At 65.3% G+C, this 21,725-nt stretch carries 13 protein-coding genes; 10 read left to right on the forward strand and 3 right to left on the reverse strand.

What is annotated here, in order from left to right; translation table 11 throughout:
* Position 1 precedes the first annotated feature (1 nt).
* From AWC08_RS31455 to AWC08_RS31485, 6 genes are read left to right on the forward strand one after another with little or no spacing between them, the layout of a single operon-like run.
* A complete protein-coding gene (locus AWC08_RS31455) occupies positions 2-1,471 on the forward strand; it encodes a tyrosine-type recombinase/integrase (protein WP_162839945.1) in 1,470 nt (489 codons plus the stop codon).
* Complete coding sequence (locus tag AWC08_RS31460) at positions 1,471-3,195, forward strand: hypothetical protein (protein WP_007172186.1); 1,725 nt, start codon at positions 1,471-1,473, stop codon at positions 3,193-3,195. Before AWC08_RS31455 ends, AWC08_RS31460 begins: the two co-directional genes overlap by 1 nt.
* The gene (locus AWC08_RS31465) at positions 3,192-5,393 is read left to right on the forward strand and encodes a site-specific integrase (RefSeq protein WP_007172185.1); all 2,202 of its coding nucleotides are present in this window, start codon (positions 3,192-3,194) and stop codon (positions 5,391-5,393) included. The genes AWC08_RS31460 and AWC08_RS31465 overlap by 4 nt, the downstream gene beginning before the upstream one ends.
* Entirely contained in the window at positions 5,390-5,860 is a 471-nt protein-coding gene (locus AWC08_RS31470) for a hypothetical protein (protein ID WP_007172184.1), read from the forward strand. Before AWC08_RS31465 ends, AWC08_RS31470 begins: the two co-directional genes overlap by 4 nt.
* Positions 5,854-6,669, forward strand: coding sequence for a transposase (locus AWC08_RS31480; protein ID WP_231588340.1), 816 nt, complete (start codon positions 5,854-5,856; stop codon positions 6,667-6,669). The genes AWC08_RS31470 and AWC08_RS31480 overlap by 7 nt, the downstream gene beginning before the upstream one ends.
* Complete coding sequence (locus tag AWC08_RS31485; RefSeq protein WP_007172182.1) at positions 6,666-7,259, forward strand: hypothetical protein; 594 nt, start codon at positions 6,666-6,668, stop codon at positions 7,257-7,259. The genes AWC08_RS31480 and AWC08_RS31485 overlap by 4 nt, the downstream gene beginning before the upstream one ends.
* Before the next feature lie 81 nt (positions 7,260-7,340).
* On the opposite strand, the gene AWC08_RS31490 is transcribed toward AWC08_RS31485, so the two are convergent.
* Positions 7,341-7,964: a hypothetical protein gene (locus AWC08_RS31490; RefSeq protein ID WP_007172181.1), complete on the reverse strand. Its 624-nt coding sequence runs from the start codon at positions 7,962-7,964 to the stop codon at positions 7,341-7,343.
* A 494-nt stretch (positions 7,965-8,458) separates the two neighbouring features.
* On the reverse strand, positions 8,459-8,953 hold the full coding sequence (locus tag AWC08_RS31495) for a hypothetical protein (RefSeq protein ID WP_007172180.1): 495 nt from the start codon (positions 8,951-8,953) through the stop codon (positions 8,459-8,461).
* An 835-nt stretch (positions 8,954-9,788) separates the two neighbouring features.
* On the opposite strand from AWC08_RS31495, the gene mobF reads away from it, so the two are divergent.
* From mobF to AWC08_RS36905, 4 genes are all read left to right on the forward strand, one after another.
* The gene (gene mobF / locus AWC08_RS31505; RefSeq protein ID WP_046182041.1) at positions 9,789-15,644 is read left to right on the forward strand and encodes a MobF family relaxase; all 5,856 of its coding nucleotides are present in this window, start codon (positions 9,789-9,791) and stop codon (positions 15,642-15,644) included.
* A 248-nt stretch (positions 15,645-15,892) separates the two neighbouring features.
* Positions 15,893-17,407 (forward strand): serine/threonine-protein kinase, encoded by a 1,515-nt coding sequence (locus AWC08_RS31510; protein WP_197083339.1) that lies wholly within the window; start codon positions 15,893-15,895, stop codon positions 17,405-17,407.
* A gap of 82 nt (positions 17,408-17,489) precedes the next feature.
* Positions 17,490-19,250: a DEAD/DEAH box helicase gene (locus AWC08_RS31515; protein ID WP_218621758.1), complete on the forward strand. Its 1,761-nt coding sequence runs from the start codon at positions 17,490-17,492 to the stop codon at positions 19,248-19,250.
* 553 nt (positions 19,251-19,803) lie between these two features.
* Positions 19,804-19,977, forward strand: coding sequence for a hypothetical protein (locus AWC08_RS36905; protein WP_154074410.1), 174 nt, complete (start codon positions 19,804-19,806; stop codon positions 19,975-19,977).
* Here the strand turns inward: AWC08_RS36905 and AWC08_RS31525 are convergent.
* Positions 19,967-21,715 (reverse strand): AAA family ATPase, encoded by a 1,749-nt coding sequence (locus tag AWC08_RS31525; protein ID WP_232007957.1) that lies wholly within the window; start codon positions 21,713-21,715, stop codon positions 19,967-19,969. The genes AWC08_RS36905 and AWC08_RS31525 overlap by 11 nt on opposite strands.
* Positions 21,716-21,725 lie beyond the last annotated feature (10 nt).

The raw sequence follows: 21,725 nt of genomic DNA on the forward strand, positions 1-21,725 counted from the left end.
CGTGATCTTGAGCTTTTTCTCGTCGCAGGGCTGGCAGTCCTGGGGTGTCGAGCACCGGCCGGTGATCCCAGAGGGGATGCCGGTGCTGATCGATGACGACTTGCTGTTCGAGGACGGCCCGGCCGTGCCGCGGCCGACGACGGTGATCAATCGGTGGTTGCGGCTGCTTCCGGCCAGCGGGGCTCCGGCGCCGAGTTCGTGGGAGAACTACGCGCGGGCGGTCAAGGAATGGACGGAATTCCTCGCCGAACACGGTGTGGGCCTGTTCGATTCGCGAGACCGGCTCAAGGCAGGGCTGAGCCGATACGCCGAGCACCGCGCCGCCGGAGCAATCCGGGCGAGATTCGCGGCGACCACGTGGGCGCAGCACATGAGCATCCTGTCGCTGTTCTACCGGTGGGCGATGGACGAGGGATACGCCGAGGCGGAGCCGTTCACCTACCGATCCGCGCGAGCGGTCTTCGCCGGCACCGGCCGCGATGTCCGGGTGAACTTGGCGGTGCGCCGCACCCCGAAACCGCATGTGACCATCAAGTATTTGGAGCCGGACTTCACCGACCTGTTCCGGAAGGGGTTGCGCGGTTTGGCGCCGGATGGCACCCGCGACACCGGGTTCGCGGGCCGGGAGATGACCCGCAACGCCGCGATCGGGGACCTCGCGCTGGCGACCGGGTTGCGGCTGGGCGAGTTCACACATCTGCTGCCGTGGGAAATCCCGGCTCTGCCGCCGGCGCCGACGGTGATCCCGATCCCGTTTCCGGTGCCTGCGGGAATCACCAAGGGCCGCAAGTTCAGAACCACCTGGATCTCCTACGACGCCTTGGCCGGGCTGCACGACTACCTGCAGCTCGACCGCGCTGCCGTCACCGACGGATCGGCCTGGCGGCCACCACGACGCCGGGGCGAACCGCTGCAGGTCACCGAACCGGACGCCCGTGGCGGCCGGATCAACGGCGTCCGCCGGTCCTGGGAGTCGCTCACCCCGGCCGAGCGACGGCGGCTGGTGGCACCCGAGGGCGGGTCGTGCCTGCTAGCGGTGAAGGGTGATGGTGGCCCGTTCACGGCGTGGGCGACGGTGTTCGAACGCACCTCCGACCGGATCCGCGCACGGTTCGAACCACGGTTCCCGCACGTCCACCCGCACCGACTCCGCCACTCGTTCTCGATGCAGACGCTGGAATATCTGGTGACCGGCTATTACCGACAGGCAGCGAAGCTGGTATGCGACACCGACGCCGACGCAGCGCTGGTGTTCTACCTGACCAAGGCCGACCCGCTGCTGGTGCTGCGCGATTTGCTCGGGCATTCCACGGTTCTGACGACCGAGAAATACCTGAAACGTCTTGATACGACGCGGATTTACCGGCAAGCCTACGAAACCGCCGGAGCCGCAGCGGGACTCACCGAGGATACCGCCGCACAGCGGGAAGCCGACGCCGAGTTCGACGACGACACCGAAGAGGAGCTGTGATGCCGACGACGGTGCTCGATGATCCGCTGCGTTTGGCCTGCGTGTTCAGCGACGGCAGCAGAGCTGCATTCGATCTCACGGGGTTGCCGAACCCCGGGTTGGTGCGTGATCTGGCCACCGGGTTGGTGGAGCTGATCCATCCTCACGGCAGCGTCGATACTGCTGGCACCGTCGACCAGTACGTGCGTGGGTTGCACAGGATGGTGCGAACACTTTCTGATCAGGGTTTCACCGGCGGTGTCGGCGATCTGCGGCGCGGACAGCTGGCGCAGTTCTGGATGGCGGGCCCGAACTGGCTGGAGGCGCTGACTCGGTACTTGGTGGAAGGTTATGCGCGATCCGGCGGCCGTCTCGGCGAGGGGGTGCTGGAGCTGGCCGCAGGGCGGCACTTCAACATTCAGCGCAATCGGCGCCCGTTGCCGCCCTATTCCGAGGGCGCATGGCAGCGGCTGACCATGGCCTGCCGACAGCAGGTCGACGACTCCTACGCGGCACATCGGCGCGCGCTGGCGTCCGCCGCCGGAGGGCGGCATCCGGGCACGGGTGCGTGGACTCATCAGAACTTCTGCTGGCTGTTGTCGACACTCGGCCCGCTTGGCAGCAGCGAAGCTGCTGAGGAAATTGGCATGTCCATCAACGTTTTCCGTCATCGAGGAGTCATCGCTGTCTTCCACGAGGCTGCGCTGGCGATGTTCCCGCATCTCGAGGTCGTGATCGCCTACCGGCTGCTGTTCGGGATCTATTCCGGCATCGTCCCCGACGGCATCGCCGACTTGGACATCGGGGACATCGACTGGGCCGGGGATTCGACTGTTCTGCTGTCCTATATCAAACGGCGCACCGCCGCCGAGAGCGCGACGTTGCCGCGGCCGGCGGTGCGGTTGCTCGAGCAGTGGCTGGCGCACTCGGCGCTGTTGCGCAGCTTCGTGCCGCCGGACGAGCGCACCACGCTGTGGTTGGGGATGAGCCAGCCCGGCTACTCCCGCCGCCTCGATGACGTGAACCGGTCCGCGATTGGCCGGTGGATGCGCCGCCATGGCATCGTCGGCGACGACGGTCAGCCGATGAAACTGCACCGGTCCCGCATCCGCACCACCCATCACGCGATGCGGGACAAGAAGTCCTGGACCGGGAATGCGCGCGCCACGATCGACCCGAACCACACGCCCGCGGTCGAGGGTGACCACTACCTGTCGGCGACGACTCCCGGTCAACGCCACGCCGTCGAGACGATCATCGCCGACGCCCAGCACGACATCCTCCGCCGCGCGCACCCTCCGGCCGTGATCACCGAGGAAGACGCGGCGGCGCTCGCCGAGGGTTACCCGCAGCTGCTGGCGGTGATGAAGCTCGACGAAGGCGTGCTCGCCGAGCTGGTCGGTGGCGCGCGGGATGTGTTCACCGCAGCCTGCGCCGATCAGCTGGCCGGGTTACACGGGCCGGCAGGCAAACCATGCCCGGCACGTCCCTGGGTCTGCCTGCTCTGCCCGCTGGCGGTGTTCGCTCCGCGGCACGCAGTGAACCTGCTGCGGCTCAAGGCATTCTTCTCGCGCCAGTGGCAGCAGATGCCCGCCGCCCACTTCATGACCGTCTTCGGCCCCTACGCCGCCCGGATCGACCAGATCCTCGACCGCTTCGACCCCGCCGAACTCGCTGTCGCAGCCGCACGCGTCACCGACAGCGACGACGAAATCCCCTTGCGCCCAGAGGAACGCACCGCATGACGAGCACAATCGCGACCGCAGCACCCGGCGTTCAACCACGGTCGCCGTTCACCGGCGCGGACATCTGCCGCGACGCCGGGCTCACGCTGCCGGGCGGCACGCCACGACCGGTATTCGACGACGACCTGTGGGATTTCACCGACGTGGTCGGGCTCCCGGTCCAAATGGCCCTTTACCGACGCCGATTCGACTTCACCACCATCACCGACACCCGCTGGCGGCTGGTCGCCAAGGAGCTGATCCTGGCGCTGCTGGCCCCGAATCACAATGCCGTGGTCCGTCTGCCACGCGCCTACCGCACCCCACTGCATCTGACCAGCTGCTACAGCCGCCTCTACGAGGCCGGCAAGTTCTTCGGCTGGCTCGATCAGCGGGGCATCACTGCCCTCACCGAGCTCGACACCCACCTCTGCGAGGAATACCTGGCGTTCCGACGCTACGTGATCGACCCCGACGGCGTCATCGTTGGCGAGCAGAGCCCAGGCGTCCGGCGCGCAGCCGCGCAGATGATCGTCGATCTGGTCGACTACCGTGACCTGTTCACCGCCGACCGGGTTCCGGCCGATCTGCGCCCCTGGGGCGGCGCAACAGCATCCGCGGTCGCCGAAATGCCTTCTGGTCGCGACGGAAACAAGACACCTGCCGTTCCTGCCGAAGTGCTGCAGCCGATGCTGGCCGCGGCCCTGCACCTGGTGCAGATCCTCGGCCCGCACGTTGTCGAGCTGAACGAGCAGATCCGCAAGATCGACCGTGTCTGGGCTACCGGAGCCCCCGGGCTTCGTCACGGCTCCCCGGCGATGGTCAGCGACATCACGATGCTGCTGGCCGACCACAGGGCGACCGACACACCGCTGCCGATGCTCGAAGAACACGACGTCAACCGCAGACTCAAGGCTGGCTGGGACGCGAACGACCCGCTGCTGCCGGTCTCCACCGGGACCCTGGCGCGGCAGGCCGGATACGTCCAGTTCTGGGCGAAATGGATGCCCACACTGCGCAAACCGCTGATCGACACCCTCAACACCGTCGGAGTCGAGAAGATCTTCGGCCGCAACGCCGCCGAAGTCCCGGCCGCCGATGGTGCGACCTTGCTGCCTTGGACACTGCCAGTGCACCGGTCCGAAGCGGTCGCCATGGTCGGCATCGCCCGCACCGCAGCGATCGTTGTCCTGGCTGGCGCGTCCGGAATGCGGGCCAGTGAGCTGATGGAACTGCGGGTCGGCTGCCGCCGGGTCGAGGAACCGATCTCCGGCCTGAAGTGCTATCGCATCGCCAGCAAAATCATCAAAGGTCAGGGCCTCGGCGGCACCGACGACGAATGGGTCGTCATCGAACCGGTCCACCGCGCGATCGAACTCATCGAGCAGCTCCACGACGACCCGCGTGACGGTGTTCTCCTGCTGTCCCGGTTCAGCTTCCGAGTCCGCTACCTCTGGTTCCGCGCCTGGGTGAATTCCCCGGCCGGAGCCCGTCTCGGACTCGTCCCGATCCCCGACGAACCAGTAGCACTGCGTATGCTCAGAAGAACGGTTGCCCTGGAGATGGCTTACCGGCCTGGCGGTGTCCTCGCCGCAAAACTGCACCTCAAACATATCGCCGCGGCGACAACGGAAGGCTACGCGGCTCGACCGGGCGGCGCTCAAGCAGAGTTGCTGGCCGAGGTCAACAAGCTCGAGGCCGACCACATACTCAAGCTCGTGCTGGCCGAGTTCCGCAACTACCAGCAAGGCATCCTGCCCGCCGGACCCGGCGCCCGCAGCCTGACCGAATTCTTCGCCACCATCGACACCGACCCGAACACCAAAGCCACTGCGGCGCCGAAGATCCAGCGCAACGACCGCGACATCCTCAACCTGCTGTCCAAACGCGCCACGGCGCTGCACCTCGGCCCAGCGAACTACTGCTGGTTCACCGACCCCTCCCGCGCGCTCTGCCTGAAACTTGCAGGCACCCTGACCGCGGACCGGCCGATGATCGGCATGTGTGACTCCGCACGCTGCCCGCAGGCCACCCACCACCAGCACCACCGGCCCGTCTGGGCCGAGCACGCCGAACGCACCAAAACCTTCCTCGGCCAACTCGGCAAAACCCGAACCGCCGAACGCGCTCGTCTGCAGGCCGACTACGACCGCGCCGTCCAGGTCATCACCAGCATCGACACTGCCACAGGAACCAGCGCACCCGAGGAACAGGCATGAGAATCACTGCCGCCCAACGCATCCACAACGAGAACCGCATCCGCGCCGCCATGGACCGGCTTCTGCGCGGCGAGATCTCACCCGGCGGCAACTGCGATATCAAGACCCTCGCACTATCAGCCGGGGTCGACCGCACCGCCTTCTACGGCACCCGGCCCTACGCACACCTACGCGCCGAATTCGAGCACCGCCTCCAGCAGCTTCAGCAGGCCGGAGAAACCCCGGACCCGAAAACCGCACAGATCGAACGCCTCAAGACGGAGGTCGAGAAGCTGAAAAACAACCTCGCCCACGTCAACTCGACAATCCAGGAGCTCACCAACTTCCGAAGCCAGGCCCTGGCCCGGATCGCTGCCCAGCACGACGAGATCCTTCGGCTCCGCACGGCCAACGACCCGGCGGCAGGCATCACCCGCCTCGCGTCGAATCGCCCGAAATACCAGCAGAGGGTAATGGGACCATGCTGACCGACCCGGCAGTGACGTCCATCACAATCGGTTTCGCGTTATCGCCACACGAACGGCGATCAGCGTCACGAACTCCACGCCGAGAATCGGCCACGTCAAACGCAACACGAACCCGACCGCACACAGCCACTGCGGAGACAAGCCATTCCTACGCCCAACGCCACGCCGACGCCGGCATCCCGATCGACGTCCTGGCCGAACTGCTCGATCACCGAAGCTATTCGGTGACCCGCCGCTACTACCGCATCGGCGAGGACCGCCGCCGCGACGCCGTCGACACGGTCACCACGCTCAGCTTCGACCGGCACGGCAACCGGATCTGGCGTGACGCACACGCCCTGCTGGACTCCGAGCGCGCCCGCCACGCCATCGGCGAGGTCGCCGTCCCCGACGGCACCTGCACCGAACCAACCAACGTCAAGGCCGGCGGCGGTGCCTGCCCGATCCGATTCCGCTGCGTCGGCTGCGATCACTTCCGCACCAACATCGCCTTCCTGCCCGACCTGCAGGCATACCTGGACGACCTGCTGCGCACCCGCGAACGGCTGGCCGCCACCATCGACGGAGTGGACGAATGGGCCCGCGCCGACGCCACCCCCACCGAGGAGGAGATCACCCGAATCCGGCGACTGATCAACAGGATCAAAGGCGACATCGCCGAACTCGACGACACGGAGCGAGCGCAGATCAACGACGCGGTCGCCATCGTGCGTCGTCATCGTGCGGCCCACACGGTCCCGCTCGGCATGCCCACCCTCGCCGCCACCCCACCCGCACCAGCAACCCCCGCTTCGGAGGCCACCGCATGACCACAACCACCGACACCACGTCGAATCACACACGCGCACAATCTGTCTCGTCGAGCACACGCACCCGATCGATGCTCGACGGCCGTCGCGGCGACTCGATGCGCCGACGCCGGCGCGTGCTGGCCGCGATCGACCAAGCCGCAGCCGCCGGCGACCGGCTCAGCGCGGCCGCGATCGCTCGTGCGGCCGGAGTCGACCGCACATTCCTCTATCGGTACCGCGACCTACTCGAGAAAATCCATGCGCTGCAAACAGATCCAGTCCCCGACGAACACACCGGCCCCACGGTCACCCAAGCCTCACTGCAGGCCGACCTGCTCGCCGCCCACGAACGCGCCGCCCGGCTCAACGCCCGCATCCGCCAACTCGAGCAGCGGCTCTCCCAAGCACTCGGCGAACAAACATGGCGCGAGTCCGGGCTCGACGCCCCAACCGACATCGATGCACTCCACCAACGGATCACCCATCTCGAACAGCAGGTCCTCGACCAACAACAACAACTCGACGAACGCGACGAAGACCTCGCCGCCGCCCGCGCTACCAACCGCGAACTCATGGCCCGACTCAACGCGCCAGGCCGGCCCCGCTGAAACCGCGAGTCGACTTGCACCACACCTGTTGCAGCAGATAGCATCCCAACATCAGCTTCTGAACTGCACAAACTCAGAGAATCACGCCGCTGCATCTGGTTGAGCCCCGGAGAGCAGCCCATACGCGTAGACGGTCTTCAGCAGCGTCGAGTCCCGCAACGCTGACAACGCTCCCTTGCGGTGGCGAAGTCGCGCCTGATCTACCAAGCCATCGGCGGCATCGAAGAGCTCTTGAACCTCGTCATAGCTCAGCGGGCGCCGTCCCGGCCGCCCCTCAAACTCGTTGACGTGACGCACGGTGTTCCAGTCATGCAGGATCTGTGCCGGGGCCTGCCCGAACCGCTCAGCGCACAAAGACGCCCATCCATATCGCGTGTCAGTAACGAAGTCGCCGAACAACCGCAATGCGTTTTGGTATCCCCGTACCGTCGAGTCAGCTTTTGGCTCCGCACCGGAAAGCAGTTGGGAGAAAAACGCATCCGCGTCATCTGCTTGCCACTGCCAGGGATACGTCCCGGTGAACTCGGCGAAACGGCGCACCACGCTCGCCCGCGCCTGCACCGTCGGTGGCTTGCACACCCGGGCTCGCTGCTGATCAGCCCAGCCAGACAGCATCGCGGTGAAGACCGTGGCTTCTGGATCCAACGGAAGCACTTTCGACACCAGCGACAGCGCTGCTGACCCCGGCAACTCGACGCCCACCATCCTGTTGTACTAGATGCGACAATGATGCGCCAGACGTAAGTGTCGAGACAGCACCCTTTCTGAGGTGTGATCCGATGTCCGCGGGACGCGCTTTACTGGGCGCTATACTCGCTCTCAACCGAGCAATTATGTTGCAGCAGATGCAATTCCGCTCGTCCTGCGGCAGAAGTGAGTACGGTGCATCGACCCGCAAGTGCACTGAACTAGTCCGACAAGCACCCTGTTGGCGCCAAGCGTCGCCTCACACCGCCCACAGCGCCCCGGCCAGGGTTCTTCCCAGCCCCGAGCAGTGCGCCGCAGCCGCATACGGTGAAGCAATCCGGCCGACGTGCGGGCCCGTCTTAGCCAGCGTGATACCCGGGGCCAACATCGTCGCCGTCTACTGGGCGATGCATACCGCCGTCTATCGGCTGGATCGCATCCACCCCGTTCCCACAGCAGCGCAGCACGACCGGCAGTACTCGCCGGCTAAATCACCAACAGTGCTTACACCCTCACCACAACATCGGCATATCACCGAGGCGCGCCGCCTCCACTGCGGCCCGATCCCAGCCGCGTTCCCGCAACACCGTGTGCAACGCGACCGAGCGCTCCCGCCGAGCCCATAACCCATCACTGGGAATCGACCTGCGGCCTCCTCCGCGCCGCATCCGGGCCATTCGTCGCATATTTTCACTCTGAGTGCCGATTACCACATGCTGGAATGTCGCCTCGGCCGCACAGACTTTCACGCACAGCGGGCTATCGCACTCGTGCAGGCCCAACTCGTCTGGCTGAAGGAGCACACTGAGTCGACGCGCCAGCGCGTACCGGTGCGGCCGCACGCAAATCCCTTTACCCCCACGGTAAATGAAGAACCGGCCATATCCGTCTTTACCGATAGCCCCCGTGAAAAAATCGCAGTCGTCAGCGCCGGGTCCTTGCACCACGTCGGAGTCAAAGCGCCGGCATTCGTCGGCGTGCACAACAGGATCGACCCACAGCGGCATCCCCAGATGAACACGCACGCGCCCACGCTAAACCCGGCCACCGACACCTTCGTCATGCGCCGCAGCGCCATTCGCACCTAGTGCTTGCGCCGCCGCGCCATCGTCATGCGCAGTAACGCCGTTCGCACCTAGTGCCAACGGCGCCGCGCCAGGGGCCGCCGCGCCGTTGCCCTCACCTAGTGCTTGCACCGCCGCGCCAGTGTGCGCGCTCGCCGCCTTTAACATCATCCGAACGCTACCGACTTTGACCCCAGCCAATTCCGCTATCGCCGCGAGTGATTCGCCGCGACCCTGCATTCGAGCCACCGCGATGCCGCCGGCCTGGCGGTGCGTGTGCCGACGCCGCTCTGCCTCTGCCCGAATCTCGAGGATGCGAGTTGCCTCCCACTCCTCCACGGCCGCCAGGCGACCCAGCTCAACGAGTAACGACGCCGCGTCATCGACGTTTTGCCGCTCGCACTCCACGCGTGCCTCGTTCGCTCTAAGCTGCGCCTCGCGAACCCGCCTACGCGCCGCTGATTTCGAGTTGATCGTTCCCATCGCCGCACCATACGACGAACCGGCTGTCCCGCTCTACCACACTGACCAACATCAGTGCGTCCACATTTGTCCACCACCAATGTTTCCCGATCCCCCAGTCCCACAACATAAGCCGATCCCACCCTCATGCACCACACACCAATGACCACCGGCATCAACCGTTCTGAACCACCCCAGACACCACACACCTCTTGCATTAAGGTCACAGTTTCCTAAGAACCGCCTGATCTGTGTAGGACAGATCTGCGGTGTCGTCTCTAACGTGCGCCTCGAAAGGGATTGCACTGCAGTGACGATGACTAGCCACAAGCTCACCGCCGGAGACGGTTACCAGTACCTGATCCGGCAAGTCGCTGCTGTCGACACCACCGCGCGCGGCCGGGCCCCGCTGATCGACTACTACTCGACCAAAGGCGAATCTCCGGGCCGATGGGTGGGATCGGGTCTGGCATCGCTGTCCTCGACAAGGGCACGTCCGGTGCCCCCCGAAGACCTCGCGAAAGTTTGGGCCGTACCGGTTGATTCGCCGGTCACCGAGGCCCAAATGAAGGCCCTGTTCGGGGAAGGCTTGCACCCCAACGCCGATGCGATCACCAAGTATGTCGCCGAATGCGGCGTGCGCGGCCTCGCGGCCGCCGAAGCCGCCAAACTGGGCCGCAAGTTCCATATCCGCGACAGCGAAACCACCTTTGTGCGCGCCCTGGCAGTGGCCTACCGCGATCACAACGAAGAAGCCGGCCTGCACTGGAACGCGCCCATCGCCGCGCCCACGCGCGCCGCGATCCGCACCGTTGTCGCGCGCCGAATGTTCGCTGAGCAGTACAAGCGCGCGCCCGCCGACGATCGCGAACTCAGTGGGTTTATCGCGCGGGAAACTCGCGCGCGCACGACCGCGGTCGCCGGCTACGACTTGACGTTTTCGCCCGTGAAGTCAGTGTCGACGCTGTGGGCGATCGCACCGCGCGCCGTCGCAACAGTGGTAGAGGAATGTCACGACGTAGCGGTCGGTGATGCGCTGGCGTGGCTAGAAACTCACGCCGCATTTACCCGTTCAGGTAAGGGTGGTGTCGCCCAGGTCGACACCACCGGGCTGCTCGGGGCGGCGTTCACCCACCGCGATTCACGCGCTGGCGATCCTGATCTGCACACCCATGTCGCGATCTCCAACAAGGTCGCCACGGTGGGCCCTGACGGTGTGTTGCGTTGGCTGGCGCTTGACGGGCAGCCTGTGCACCAGTTCACCGTGGCCGCCTCCGAGCTGTACAACACGCGCCTGGAAGCCCACCTTGGACAGCGACTGCAGCTGCGGTTCGCTGATGTGGTCGGCGAGGGCCGCGGCAAGAGGCCGGTGCGTGAAATCGTGGGAATCTCAGTCGAGCTGATGGCCGCGTGGTCGTCGCGGCGGCTGGCCATCGAAGCCCGCACCGCCGATCTGGCCAAGCAGTTTCAAGCCGCCCACGGCCGCGAGCCGACCCACGTGGAAACCATCGCGTTGGCTCAACAAGCGACCCTAGAGACCCGCGAAGCCAAACACGAACCCCGATCATTCGCCGAGCAGCGCCACATGTGGCGCGGCCAAGCGATCGAGGTGCTCGGCGCTGTGCGGGAGCTGACCGCGATGCTGGGCACCGTCTTGTCCGCGCCGGCGCCCCAAATCGATGCTGTCGATGACGACTGGATCACCGCGCGCGCTGCCCAAGTCATCGCCACGGTTGCCCGGTCCCGCGCGACCTGGCAACGCCACCACGTGTTCGCCGAGGCGCAGCGCCTCGTTCGTGGCAGCGGGCACGCCGCCGACGAGACGCTGGCCGACAAGATCACCGAGACTGCTTTGGCCGAGCCGCTGTCGGTTCAGCACATCGATATCGACGACGGTGAAATGGGAGAACCTGCGCAGCTGCGTCGCCGCGATGGAACCAGCGTGCATAGCCGCCACGGCAGCGCTACCTACACCTCTCAGGAGCTGCTGGCCGCTGAGCGACGCATCGTTGCTGCCGCCCTCCGACGCGGCGGGCGCACGGTCGAGGACATCGATATCGAGCTGGCGCTGGCAGACTCGGCCGCACGCGATAAGCAACTCAACGAGGGCCAGGTCGCACTGGTCCGGGAAATGGCAAGCAGCGGGCGCCGAGTGGCGTTGGCGCTGGCCCCGGCCGGTACCGGGAAGACCACGGCGATGGCCGCGCTGTCGCATGCGTGGCGCTCCTCGGGCGCGACCATCGTCGGCTTAGCCCCCACCGCGGCGGCAGCCATCGAACTGGGCGAGGATCTGTCGGCCCCGACCGACACCATCGCCAAATACGTCTGGTCGGCCGACCCGGCCAGCGGGTCGAGTCGCTCTGCCCCACCGCCATGGTTCACCAACGTCGGACGCGACACGCTCATCATCATCGACGAGGCCGGCAAAGCCGGAACGCTCGAACTTGATGCGGTGATCACCCACGCCTTAGCCCGTGGCGCCAGCATCCGGCTGGTCGGTGATGACTGCCAACTCGCGTCGATCTCAGCCGGTGGCGTGCTGCGCAACATCGCCCACAAGACCGATTCACTGACGCTGTCTCAGTTGGTTCGCTTTGGCTCCACCGCCGAAAGCGCAGCGACCCTGGCGATCCGCAGAGGAGACCCCTCTGGACTCGGGTTTTACATCGACCACCAGCGTGTGCACGTCGGTGCCGATCAGACCGCCGCCGACATGGCCTACACCGCGTGGGCCGCCGACCTCGACGCGGGCCGCGATTCCCTCCTGTTAGCACCCACCAACGCCATCGTCGATACCCTCAACGCCCGAGCCCGACTCGATCGCCTCGCCGCGGCTGACCCGGCAACACGGCGCGGCCACGAAATCACCCTTTCTGATCGGCTTGCCGCCTCTCCCGGCGACCTTATTCGCACCCGCCGCAATGCCCGCCGGCTGCGCTTGAGCCCCACCGATTACGTGCGCAACGGCTACCGCTTCCAAATCCTGGAAATCCACCGAAACGGCAGCATCAAAGCCCGCCACCTCGGCAGCGGCCAAACAGTGCGCCTCCCCGCCCACTACGTCATAAAGCACGTCACCCTCGGCTATGCGGCAACCATTGACTCCGCACAAGGACTCACCGCCGGACACGCCTGCCACATCGTCGGTGCCGGGAGTCTCACTCGCCAACTGCTCTACGTGGCATTAACTCGCGGCCGCATCGAAAACCACATCTATCTATCCACCGCGGAATCCGACCCGCACCGGGTGTTGTCGCCCAAAGCAACTCACCCCGAAACGGCCGTCGATGTCCTGACCAAAACGCTGTCACGCGACGGCGCACAAGTCTCGGCCACCAGTGCCGCACGCGAAGCCCGCGACCCCTTCGTGCGGTTGGGCCCGGCCGCGGCGATGTACTACAACGCCTTGGGCGACGCCGCCCAGGCCCTGGCTTCCCCGGCCCTGCTGGCCCAACTGCACATCACCGCCGATCAGCTCTATCCAGGGTTGACCCGCGCCGAAGCATGGCCAGTGCTCTGCAAACACTTGGCGATCATCGGCGCCGACGGGCGCGACCCGTTCGCCACACTGACCGAGGCCGCCAGCGTAGGCGAGCTTTTCAGTGCCCACGATCCCGCCGCGGTGCTCGACTGGCGCATCGACCCCACCGGCGGACACTCTGCCGGTATCGGGCCGCTGCGCTGGCTGCCCGCCACTCCCACTTTGCTGGCCAACGACCCCGCATGGGAGAACTGCCTGACCGGTCGCGCCGTGCTGGTTGCCGAGCTGGCAGACCAGATCCGTGAAACCGTCACCCACCAATGGACACCGGCGACCGCGCCGGCCTGGGCCAAACCCGTGCTGGCCGCCAACCCCCAACTCGCCGCCGAAATCGCGGTCTTCCGCGCCGCCCACAACGTGGTTGCCGAAGACACCACCCTGCTCGGCCCACCCCAATACGCCGTGCGCGCCCGCACCATCCAAAAACTCCTCGAAAACCGGGCTCAAGCGGTGGTGCGCACCCAAAGCCCGCATGCTCGCCGCTTTGAGCAGCTGATCGACTCCATCGATCCGCGCATCCGCGCCGACGGGTACTGGCCCCAACTGGCCGCCCACCTCGCCCAAGCCGCCACCAGCCGGCCCGACCTGCCCGGCCTCGTTCGCGCGGCCGCCATCCAACGTCCGCTCCCCGACGAGCTGCCCGCCGCCGCGCTGTGGTGGCGTCTTGCCGCCGAACTCACGCCCGCGGCCACCGTCGATGCCCCCCACACCGGCCTGCGCCCTGCCTGGATCGCTGACTTGCACAACGTCTTTGGGTCAGCAACCGCGCAATCCATCGTCGCCGATCCCGCCTGGCCCGGCCTCGTCTCAGCTGTCAATGCCGCCGACCCCACCCGCTGGACCCCCGCCGACCTTCTTCACGTCGCCGCCGAGCACCTGGCCGACGTCGACCCCGACCACACCATCCCCGCCTACCAATACGCCCGCACCATCACCTACACCGTCGACCTGATCGGCGGCCACCACGACCACGCCGACCACCCGCTACCCGAACAACCCCCACTGCACCCCGAGGAAGAAGAACAACTTCCCCCCGACCCCCACGCAACCAGGATTGACATGCCTGCCACCGACCTGTCTACGCAACCGTGGCACCCCGAACTCGTTGAGCCCGACCCGACCAACACCCCGCTTGAGACCGCCGACGAACTCGCCGGCCTGGACTTCGACGACCTCCCCCGCCACCGCGTGGCACCCCCGCCACTGCCGGCCGCTCTGCTTGACCTCACCAGCTTGCGGACCCAATACCAGCAGGCGCTGGCCGACCATCAGGCCCTGCATGCCCGCGCCGCAATTGGTGACGGACCGGCAATGCGCCAAGCCACCCCGCGCATCCGCGAACTGCGCCAGCGCGCCGACGCCGACCGCCCCTACTTGATCGCCGTTCACGACGTGACCGCCGAATGGGCCGACGCCGAAGCCGAATACGAGACAGCGCTAAGCCATGTCGACTGGGCGCGCAACCAGCTCGACGAGCTGCAGGCTCAACCTGACGTCGACCCACTTGACATCGCCTCGGCCAAACTCGATGTCCAACTGCGACTCATGGCACTCCCCGACACTGCGCCCGCCGAGCGCTATCAGGCTGCGCTTCGCGAAGCACTCGCGGCGCGTGCAAAGGCCGCCGGCGGCGCGGACCGCGTCATCAGCGGTGACGACGTCGACAACGTCATCGCCGAAGCACGATCCGAAGACGATCGCGCCGTGCTGGCCGCCCGCCGGCGCTCCAGCCAGCTGCGCCGTGACCTTGACCGCGCAGAACTGGCTGCCGCCGCCGCGTTCGCGGCCGCCGAAACCCGTTCGGCCGAGCACATCACCGCCCAACTCGGCCAACTGGCCATCGAGCTACGCGTGCTCGAAGCCGCCAGCCGCTTCCAACCGCACCGCCCCCTCAGCCTTGCCAACAGTGCCGCCGCCGACCTCTCCCCCGCCATAGCCGCCGCCATCACCAGCACCGCAAGGCTGCCCTTCGCCGTCACGGTCGTGCACGCCCAACCCTCGCCCGAGCGCCGCGCCGCCCTGCACACCCTGCACAGCGCGGCTGCAGCCTCCGAACGAAAGATCCTGTGGTGCAGCCCTACTCGCGAACAAGCCGAGGACGCCGTGACCAACGAGCTCGCCGACACCGCTGCCACCATCACCGAAACCCACGCCACCATCACCAACAAAAAGTCGCAGTCGCCGTTACCCCCCGGCAGTCTCATCATCATCGACGACGCCGCCAGCGCCGACCCTGCAATAATCGCCGACCTCGCCGAACACGCCGCGGCCAACCAGTCCGGCCTTGTCCTGCTCGACACGACCGGCCAAACGTGGCCACCCAAGCCTGCCCAGCGGCTCCTGCGACTCGTCGCCACCGAATTACCCTGGACGACAACCATCGGCGCGCCCCCAACGTCGGCTGTCATCAACCGCGGGACCCCGCCCGACCTCGACCCCGCGCTCACCCAGGCAGGGCGCCTGCACCCAGCCATACTCGACGAGCGACTGCGCGACAGCCTCGCACGCGCCGCCCAGCTCCACGCCACCATCCACGCCGCCTACCAGCGACACCTTGAGGCCACCTGGCTTCGCGAACGCGGCCCCCACGCCAAGCAACAATCTCCAGAAATCGGCATCACCGATGACTGAGTGATCTGCTTAGAACAGGGATCCGTTCCGTTCGGGGTCTCTCGCAGCCAAATTACCGACTCGTCGTCGTCCCCACCGTGCTACGACGCGCGGACGTGGGCAACCGGTTTTGTCGCCGCTCGGCGACGACGCGATAAATAGTTGAGCCAACCACAACCAATTCGGTGTTATACTTGATTTGAGAACAACTATTTCTGGAGGCAACCGTGCGTCTTGGCGGAATATCGGAGGTGGCCGAGGAGCTCGGCGTGAGCACTCAGCGCATCGCGACACTGCGGCAGCGAAACGACTTCCCCGACGCGGTGGGGGAGATTGCGCAGGGCCCTATCTGGGACCTCGATGTTGTCGCTGGATGGAACAGCTCAGGCCTCCGTCAGACCAAGGCCGGCAGGCCGAAGTCGGACGAGAAGACCCGCACGCTGGGTGGGCGATTCCTGCTGGAACACGCTCGGATCGGTGGTGGCGGCTTCGCCGACGTCTTCCGTGCCACCGACCGCAAGACCAGCGAACTGGTCGCCGTCAAAGTGCTGAAGGACACCGTCGCGGTTGACCCCGAAGCCATCAAGAGGTTTCGGCGTGAGCTTCGGCTCCTCGAAGACCTGCACCACCCCAACGTTATTTCGGTGCTTGCCCACGGCGAGACCGACGACGACAACATCTGGTATGCGATGCCGTTGGCGCAGGGCAGCCTGACCGACTACGTCGACACGGTGGGCGGCCAAGCGCGATTGATCGTCGACATCATGCGTCAGATCTGCACGGGGCTCGGTTACGTCCATGATCGGGGCATCTATCACCGAGATCTCAAGCCGGCCAACGTTTTGCGGCTGAGCAACGGCGATTGGGCGGTATCGGATTTCGGGCTTGCCGTTGAGGCCGAGCGGCACACCGACCCGCTGACCTCAACGCTGCGACAAGGGTTGGGCACGTGGGTCTACACAGCACCGGAGCAGTGGCAACGGGCCCGAAGCGCCGACCACCGTTCCGACATCTACGGTCTGGGCAAGATCCTGCAGGAGCTCGTGACTCAGGACTTCCCAGTGAACAACGAGGTGGAGCCCGGCCCGCTGCGACCTGTCATCGAGACCGCGATCGCCAACTCGCCTGATCGCCGTTACCAGTCGATCGAGCACTTCATGAATGCACTCGAGCGTGCTGTTGATGCACACGAGGAATACGTGGCCAACGAGTCGAAGGAAGAGGCAGCGGAGCGCCTGCAGGACCGCATGCGCAGTCCGTCGGTCGCCGACGCGGACTTGATCGAGATGATCGAGTGGGCAGCCGCGTTGGATGAGTCCAGCCACGACGACATGCACGTGCTGACCCGAGTGCTGCCCTGGTGCACTCGAGGGTCCGTCAAATTCCTCTGGAGCGAACAGCGGGGCGCGTTCCAGCGCGTCTACCAGCGGTTCACCGACTTTCTGAGGCATGGGAACTTCTCGTTCGAGTACTGCGACGTGCTGGCTGACTTCACCCGCATTGTCGTGGCCGAGACGAAGGACTCCAGCGTGATGCGGATGAGCGTGGGCGCGCTCGCGTCGCTGGGGCCCCGCCACAACCGGTGGCACGTGCGTGACGTCCTGGTCAAGATCCTGCAGGAGGTCAAGTCTGACGAGATGGCCTCGGCAGCAGTGGAAGCGTTGCGGGCGGCCGACGCCGATGACGTCGAGTGGTCGATCAGCGATTTCGCGATCCGCACGCTGCCCCCCGCGATCCGTAGCGGCGTCGAGAAGCTGCGGCCTCCGAAGAGTTCCGCATCCTGAACCAGATCGCCTTGCCGACAACGTTTTCCACAAAAGGGGTAGCTTTATGAAAATCGACCAGTACGTCACCCTGCGACCCACCGTGACGGGCAATGCGTCCTTGCGCGAGCCGCAGATCGAGGCATACGAAACGCTCACCGGGCACGACTTCGACGCTCCCGAGGGCCGCGAAGTCTCCGTCGTGCTGCCGGTGGGCTGCGGGAAGTCAGGCCTCCTGGCTCTCACGCCGTTCGCCGCACAGTCTCACCGCGCACTGCTGGTCGCACCGAACCTCAAGATCGCCGACCAGCTGCTGAAGGATCTGACACCTAGCGACCCGAAGTTCTTCTACCTTAAGCGCAAAGTGTTGGACTCCGCGCCGTTCCCAGAGCCCGCAGAAATCCGAGGCACGTCGACCAACGTCACCGATCTCGAAGTGGCTGACATCGTGGTGACGAATATTCATCAGCTCCAGCGAGCCGAAAACACCTGGCTTGCAAAGCTTCCTGCCGACTTCTTCGATCTGATCATGTTCGACGAAGGCCATCACAACGTGGCCGAGAGCTGGGACACTCTGCGGCGGCACTTCCCGGACGCACGCATCGTGAACGTGAGCGCCACCCCCGGTCGTGCCGACGGGCGAATCATGGCCGGTGAAATCATCTACAGCTACCCCATCTCTCGCGCGGTGGAGAAGGGATACGTCAAGCGCATCAACGGCTACCGCCTCAACCCGACCACGCTGCACTACGTCCGGCGCCCTGACGACAACACCGAAGTCGAGGTGTCCTTGGAAGAGGTCCGCCGCCTCGGCGAGCGCGACGCAGGCTTCCGGCGCAGCGTCGTGAGCTCAGACGCCACCCTCACCACCATCGCCGAGGCCTCCCGCCAGAAATTGTTCGAGCTGCGGGAAAAGACCGGCGAGGCCAGGCTTAAGATCATTGCGGCGGCGTTGAACATGGAGCACTGCAAACAGGTCGTCGCCAAGTTCCGCGAACTGGGGCTCCGCGCCGACTTCGTTCACAGCCTGATCGAAGGCAAGAGCAAAGCGAACGAGCGAGTTTACCAGCGGTTGGAGAACCACGAACTCGACGTGATCGTACAGGTGCGCAAACTCGGTGAAGGATACGACCACCCGTATCTCAGCGTCGCCGCTGTCTTCAGCATCTTCAACAACCTCAGCCCTTTCATGCAGTTCGTGGGGCGCATCATGCGGGTGATTCCAGATGTTGACCCCTTCGATGCCGTCAACGATGGCGTCGTCGTTTTTCACGTCGGCGGCAACATCACCGGGGTCTGGAACGACTTCCAGGAGTTCGCCGAAGCAGACCAAGAGTTCTTCGCGCAGCTCATCGACGAGACCGTTGTTGAACCCCTGCCCACTCGCGAACCCCCACCTGGAGGTGGCCAGAACGCTCCGCTGCCGGTGATCACTGGCCAGGCCGACATCCAACTCGAAAACCTGACCCTGATCGCCCTCAGCGCCGACCCAGATGTTGCGCAGGCCCTGACCGTGCTCAAGGAAAAGGGTATCGACACCGGAGTCAAATTCGATCAGCTACAACGCGTCCAGCCCACCAAACAACAGACACGTCGATCCAAAAAGACCCTGCTCGACGATTTGGTGAAGAACGAGGCTGGCAAGTTTCTGGCCAAACACAGCCTCAATCGCGTTGGCCGCGAGCTGGACCGCACCCGGGAGAACTTCGTCACCGTGAAATCGGCCATCGACAGGCGGATCAAGACAATGGTTCCCAGCGGTGCCACCAATAGGAAGGATTACACCGCGGACGACTGCGACTACCTCATCGCGCGGTTGCCTCAGATCGTTGCTGCGGTCGAGGAGGAACTGCGACATGGGTAAGCCCCGCTCACTGCTGCGAACGCTGTCGATTGGCACGGCAGGACGACGGCACCCGTGTCGGTCAGACAAAAACCACGTGCTCAATAAGGGCGACCCGATACTTATCGTCAAGGTCGACCGTGACACTGCCCACTACTGCAGCGATTGCGCTCGAACGTTCATCAACACCGCCCGACAACAGCTGTCTGCCCTTGAAGAAGAGCTCGGGCGAACAACCCCGCCAAGCAGCTGACATCCAGAGTCGCACTCAGGATCCCGTCCACCTCTCTAATCGTCGGGGACAGCCTTACAGACCTCCGATGGTTCTGGCGTGCCAAGGCGGTAGTCCGTGATGTCGGGCTCGTCGACCACAGGTCCCATCGCAGTCGCGACTCTCGGCAGCGCGGAAAGCATTGTGAGAGCGTCGAAGCGGTCACGGTCGCGACTCATATCGTCGTAGACGATCTGAAGGTCCGAGGTGGGCAGTTGTTGCTGCAGTTCTTCGAAGGCTGCGGCTGCCGCGCCCGGCTCGGGCAGGCCCGACCGGACTACCCAGACATCTAGATCGCCAGGTGTGATAGCGGATGCAGCCAAGTGCGAGGTAGTCGATGAACGTCGCACCGACGAGCTCACGGCCGGCGACCACCACGAGGCCATGCTGACCCACGTCCACCTGGACAGCATCCCCAGCATCAGTGTGGCCTACAACGATCCGCATTTCAGCGCCCACGATGGGCTTAGGGCGTGACGAGCTCAAAGGCCGCCAGGACGTCGGTGAGGGCAGCGTCCATGTCTGCCAGCGTGATTGTGCTAATGCTGCTCAGGTCGGCGGTGAGCAAGTCCACCGTCGGGTCCGCTGCGATGCGGGCTTTGGCTTTGCGCAGGGCTTGTTCAATGACGGTTCGGGCGAACCGGCCGTTGGCGGCGACATCGATGAGCATGTGTGGTTCACCGGGGCGTGTACTTGGCGTGTTGCATAGCCACTCAGCGTTGCTGCTGAAGCGCGAAAGAGCGGAGGGTTCGATGGCCACATGGAACCGCGCTGCGAACAGCTCAGCGATCCGTACCAGGTCGTCGGTGTCGCAGGAGGTGAATTCGAGCTGGAACGGGAACCGTGACCGCAGTCCCGGGTTAGCGCTCAAAAGCCGGTTCATTGGGCTGGCGTAGCCAGCCATGGCGATCATTGTGTCGTGGCGATGGTCTTCTGCCCACTTCATGATGACGTCAACGGCGATGTGGCCGAAATCGCGCTCATTATCCGGTTTGTAGAGTTCGGGTGCCTCGTCGATGAACAGTGCACAGCCTTTGGCAGCTTGCAAGATCGCTGATGTTTTCTTCTCGGTGCCACCGATGTGCTCGTCGACAAGATCCTTGCGGGAGACTTCGATGAATTCTGGCGATTCGAGGATGCCCAGGCCGAAATACATCTCGCAAATCAGCCGTGCTATCGAGGTTTTCGCGGTCCCCGGCGGGCCGACCAGAGTCATGTGCAAGGTGTCGCGCTCACCGATCTGGACGCCGCGCTCGGCCATCTTCTGGTCGTAGACCTTGACGAACTTGAGTTCCTTGACATGCTCTTTGACGCGGCGGAGCCCAATGAATTCGTCGAGTTCGCGTTCGGCGCGCTCCAGCACACGTACGGCTTCCTTGCGTTGCCGGGCTCTGCGCAGGTCGGCCACGCTCGGTCCAGAGTCCGGGTCCCACCGATTGGACCGGGCGGCAATCACGTCTGGGGTCGTGACGGTGACGCCGTAGCCGGGGTCATCGAGCGCGGCGGCGGCGTCCGGGCGCAGTTGACCGTCTACGCTGGCTGCGCTGAACTCTTTGCGGGCGGCGGCCTCGTCCCCCAACGCGCGGTGGCACAAGCCGCGATATACGGCCGCCTCGGCCAGCAGGTGCGAGGTATCGATGCCGCTCTGGTCGAGCTTGGCCTGGTCGGCCTGCGTCACGACGGATGTCAATGTGGCCAGCGCCGCCTCGAACTGTCCCAGCCCGGTTTGGGCGATTCCTTTGAGCAGCCGTGTGGCGGCCTCCACGATTCCACCGCTGCTCGACGAGGCCTGCGAGGTCCACGTCAACAAGTCTGGCCAGCGGCGCGTCAGGAAAAACATTGTGGCCCCGATGAACCGGTGTATCTGCGCTTGCGCGGGCTCGACGGTGAGGTCAACCCCGTCGAGGATCTTTTCGGCCTGGTCGTAGTCGCCTTGGCTAACAAGTGTCGCCGCGTAGGCGATGGTGATCCCGGTCGGAGTGTGCGGGTAAAGGTCAATGAGGAATGGCGTAGACACGGTTGGCGCTAGCGCAGAATCTGCCAGGCCAATCCGACGCGTTTCGCGATGCAAAGTCGATAGCGCATCATATGCGCCGCGCATGGTGTTAAGGCTGACGTCGCCAGCAACCGCCAACCCCATCCACGCGTCGCACATGCCGGGATCCATGTCGGTGGCCTGCGTGAAGGCTTCGCGCGCTCCCGCGTGATCGGCCACGGGCCCACCG

The sequence above is a fragment of the Mycobacterium gordonae genome, assembly GCF_002101675.1.
GTDB classification, from domain to species: domain Bacteria; phylum Actinomycetota; class Actinomycetes; order Mycobacteriales; family Mycobacteriaceae; genus Mycobacterium; species Mycobacterium gordonae.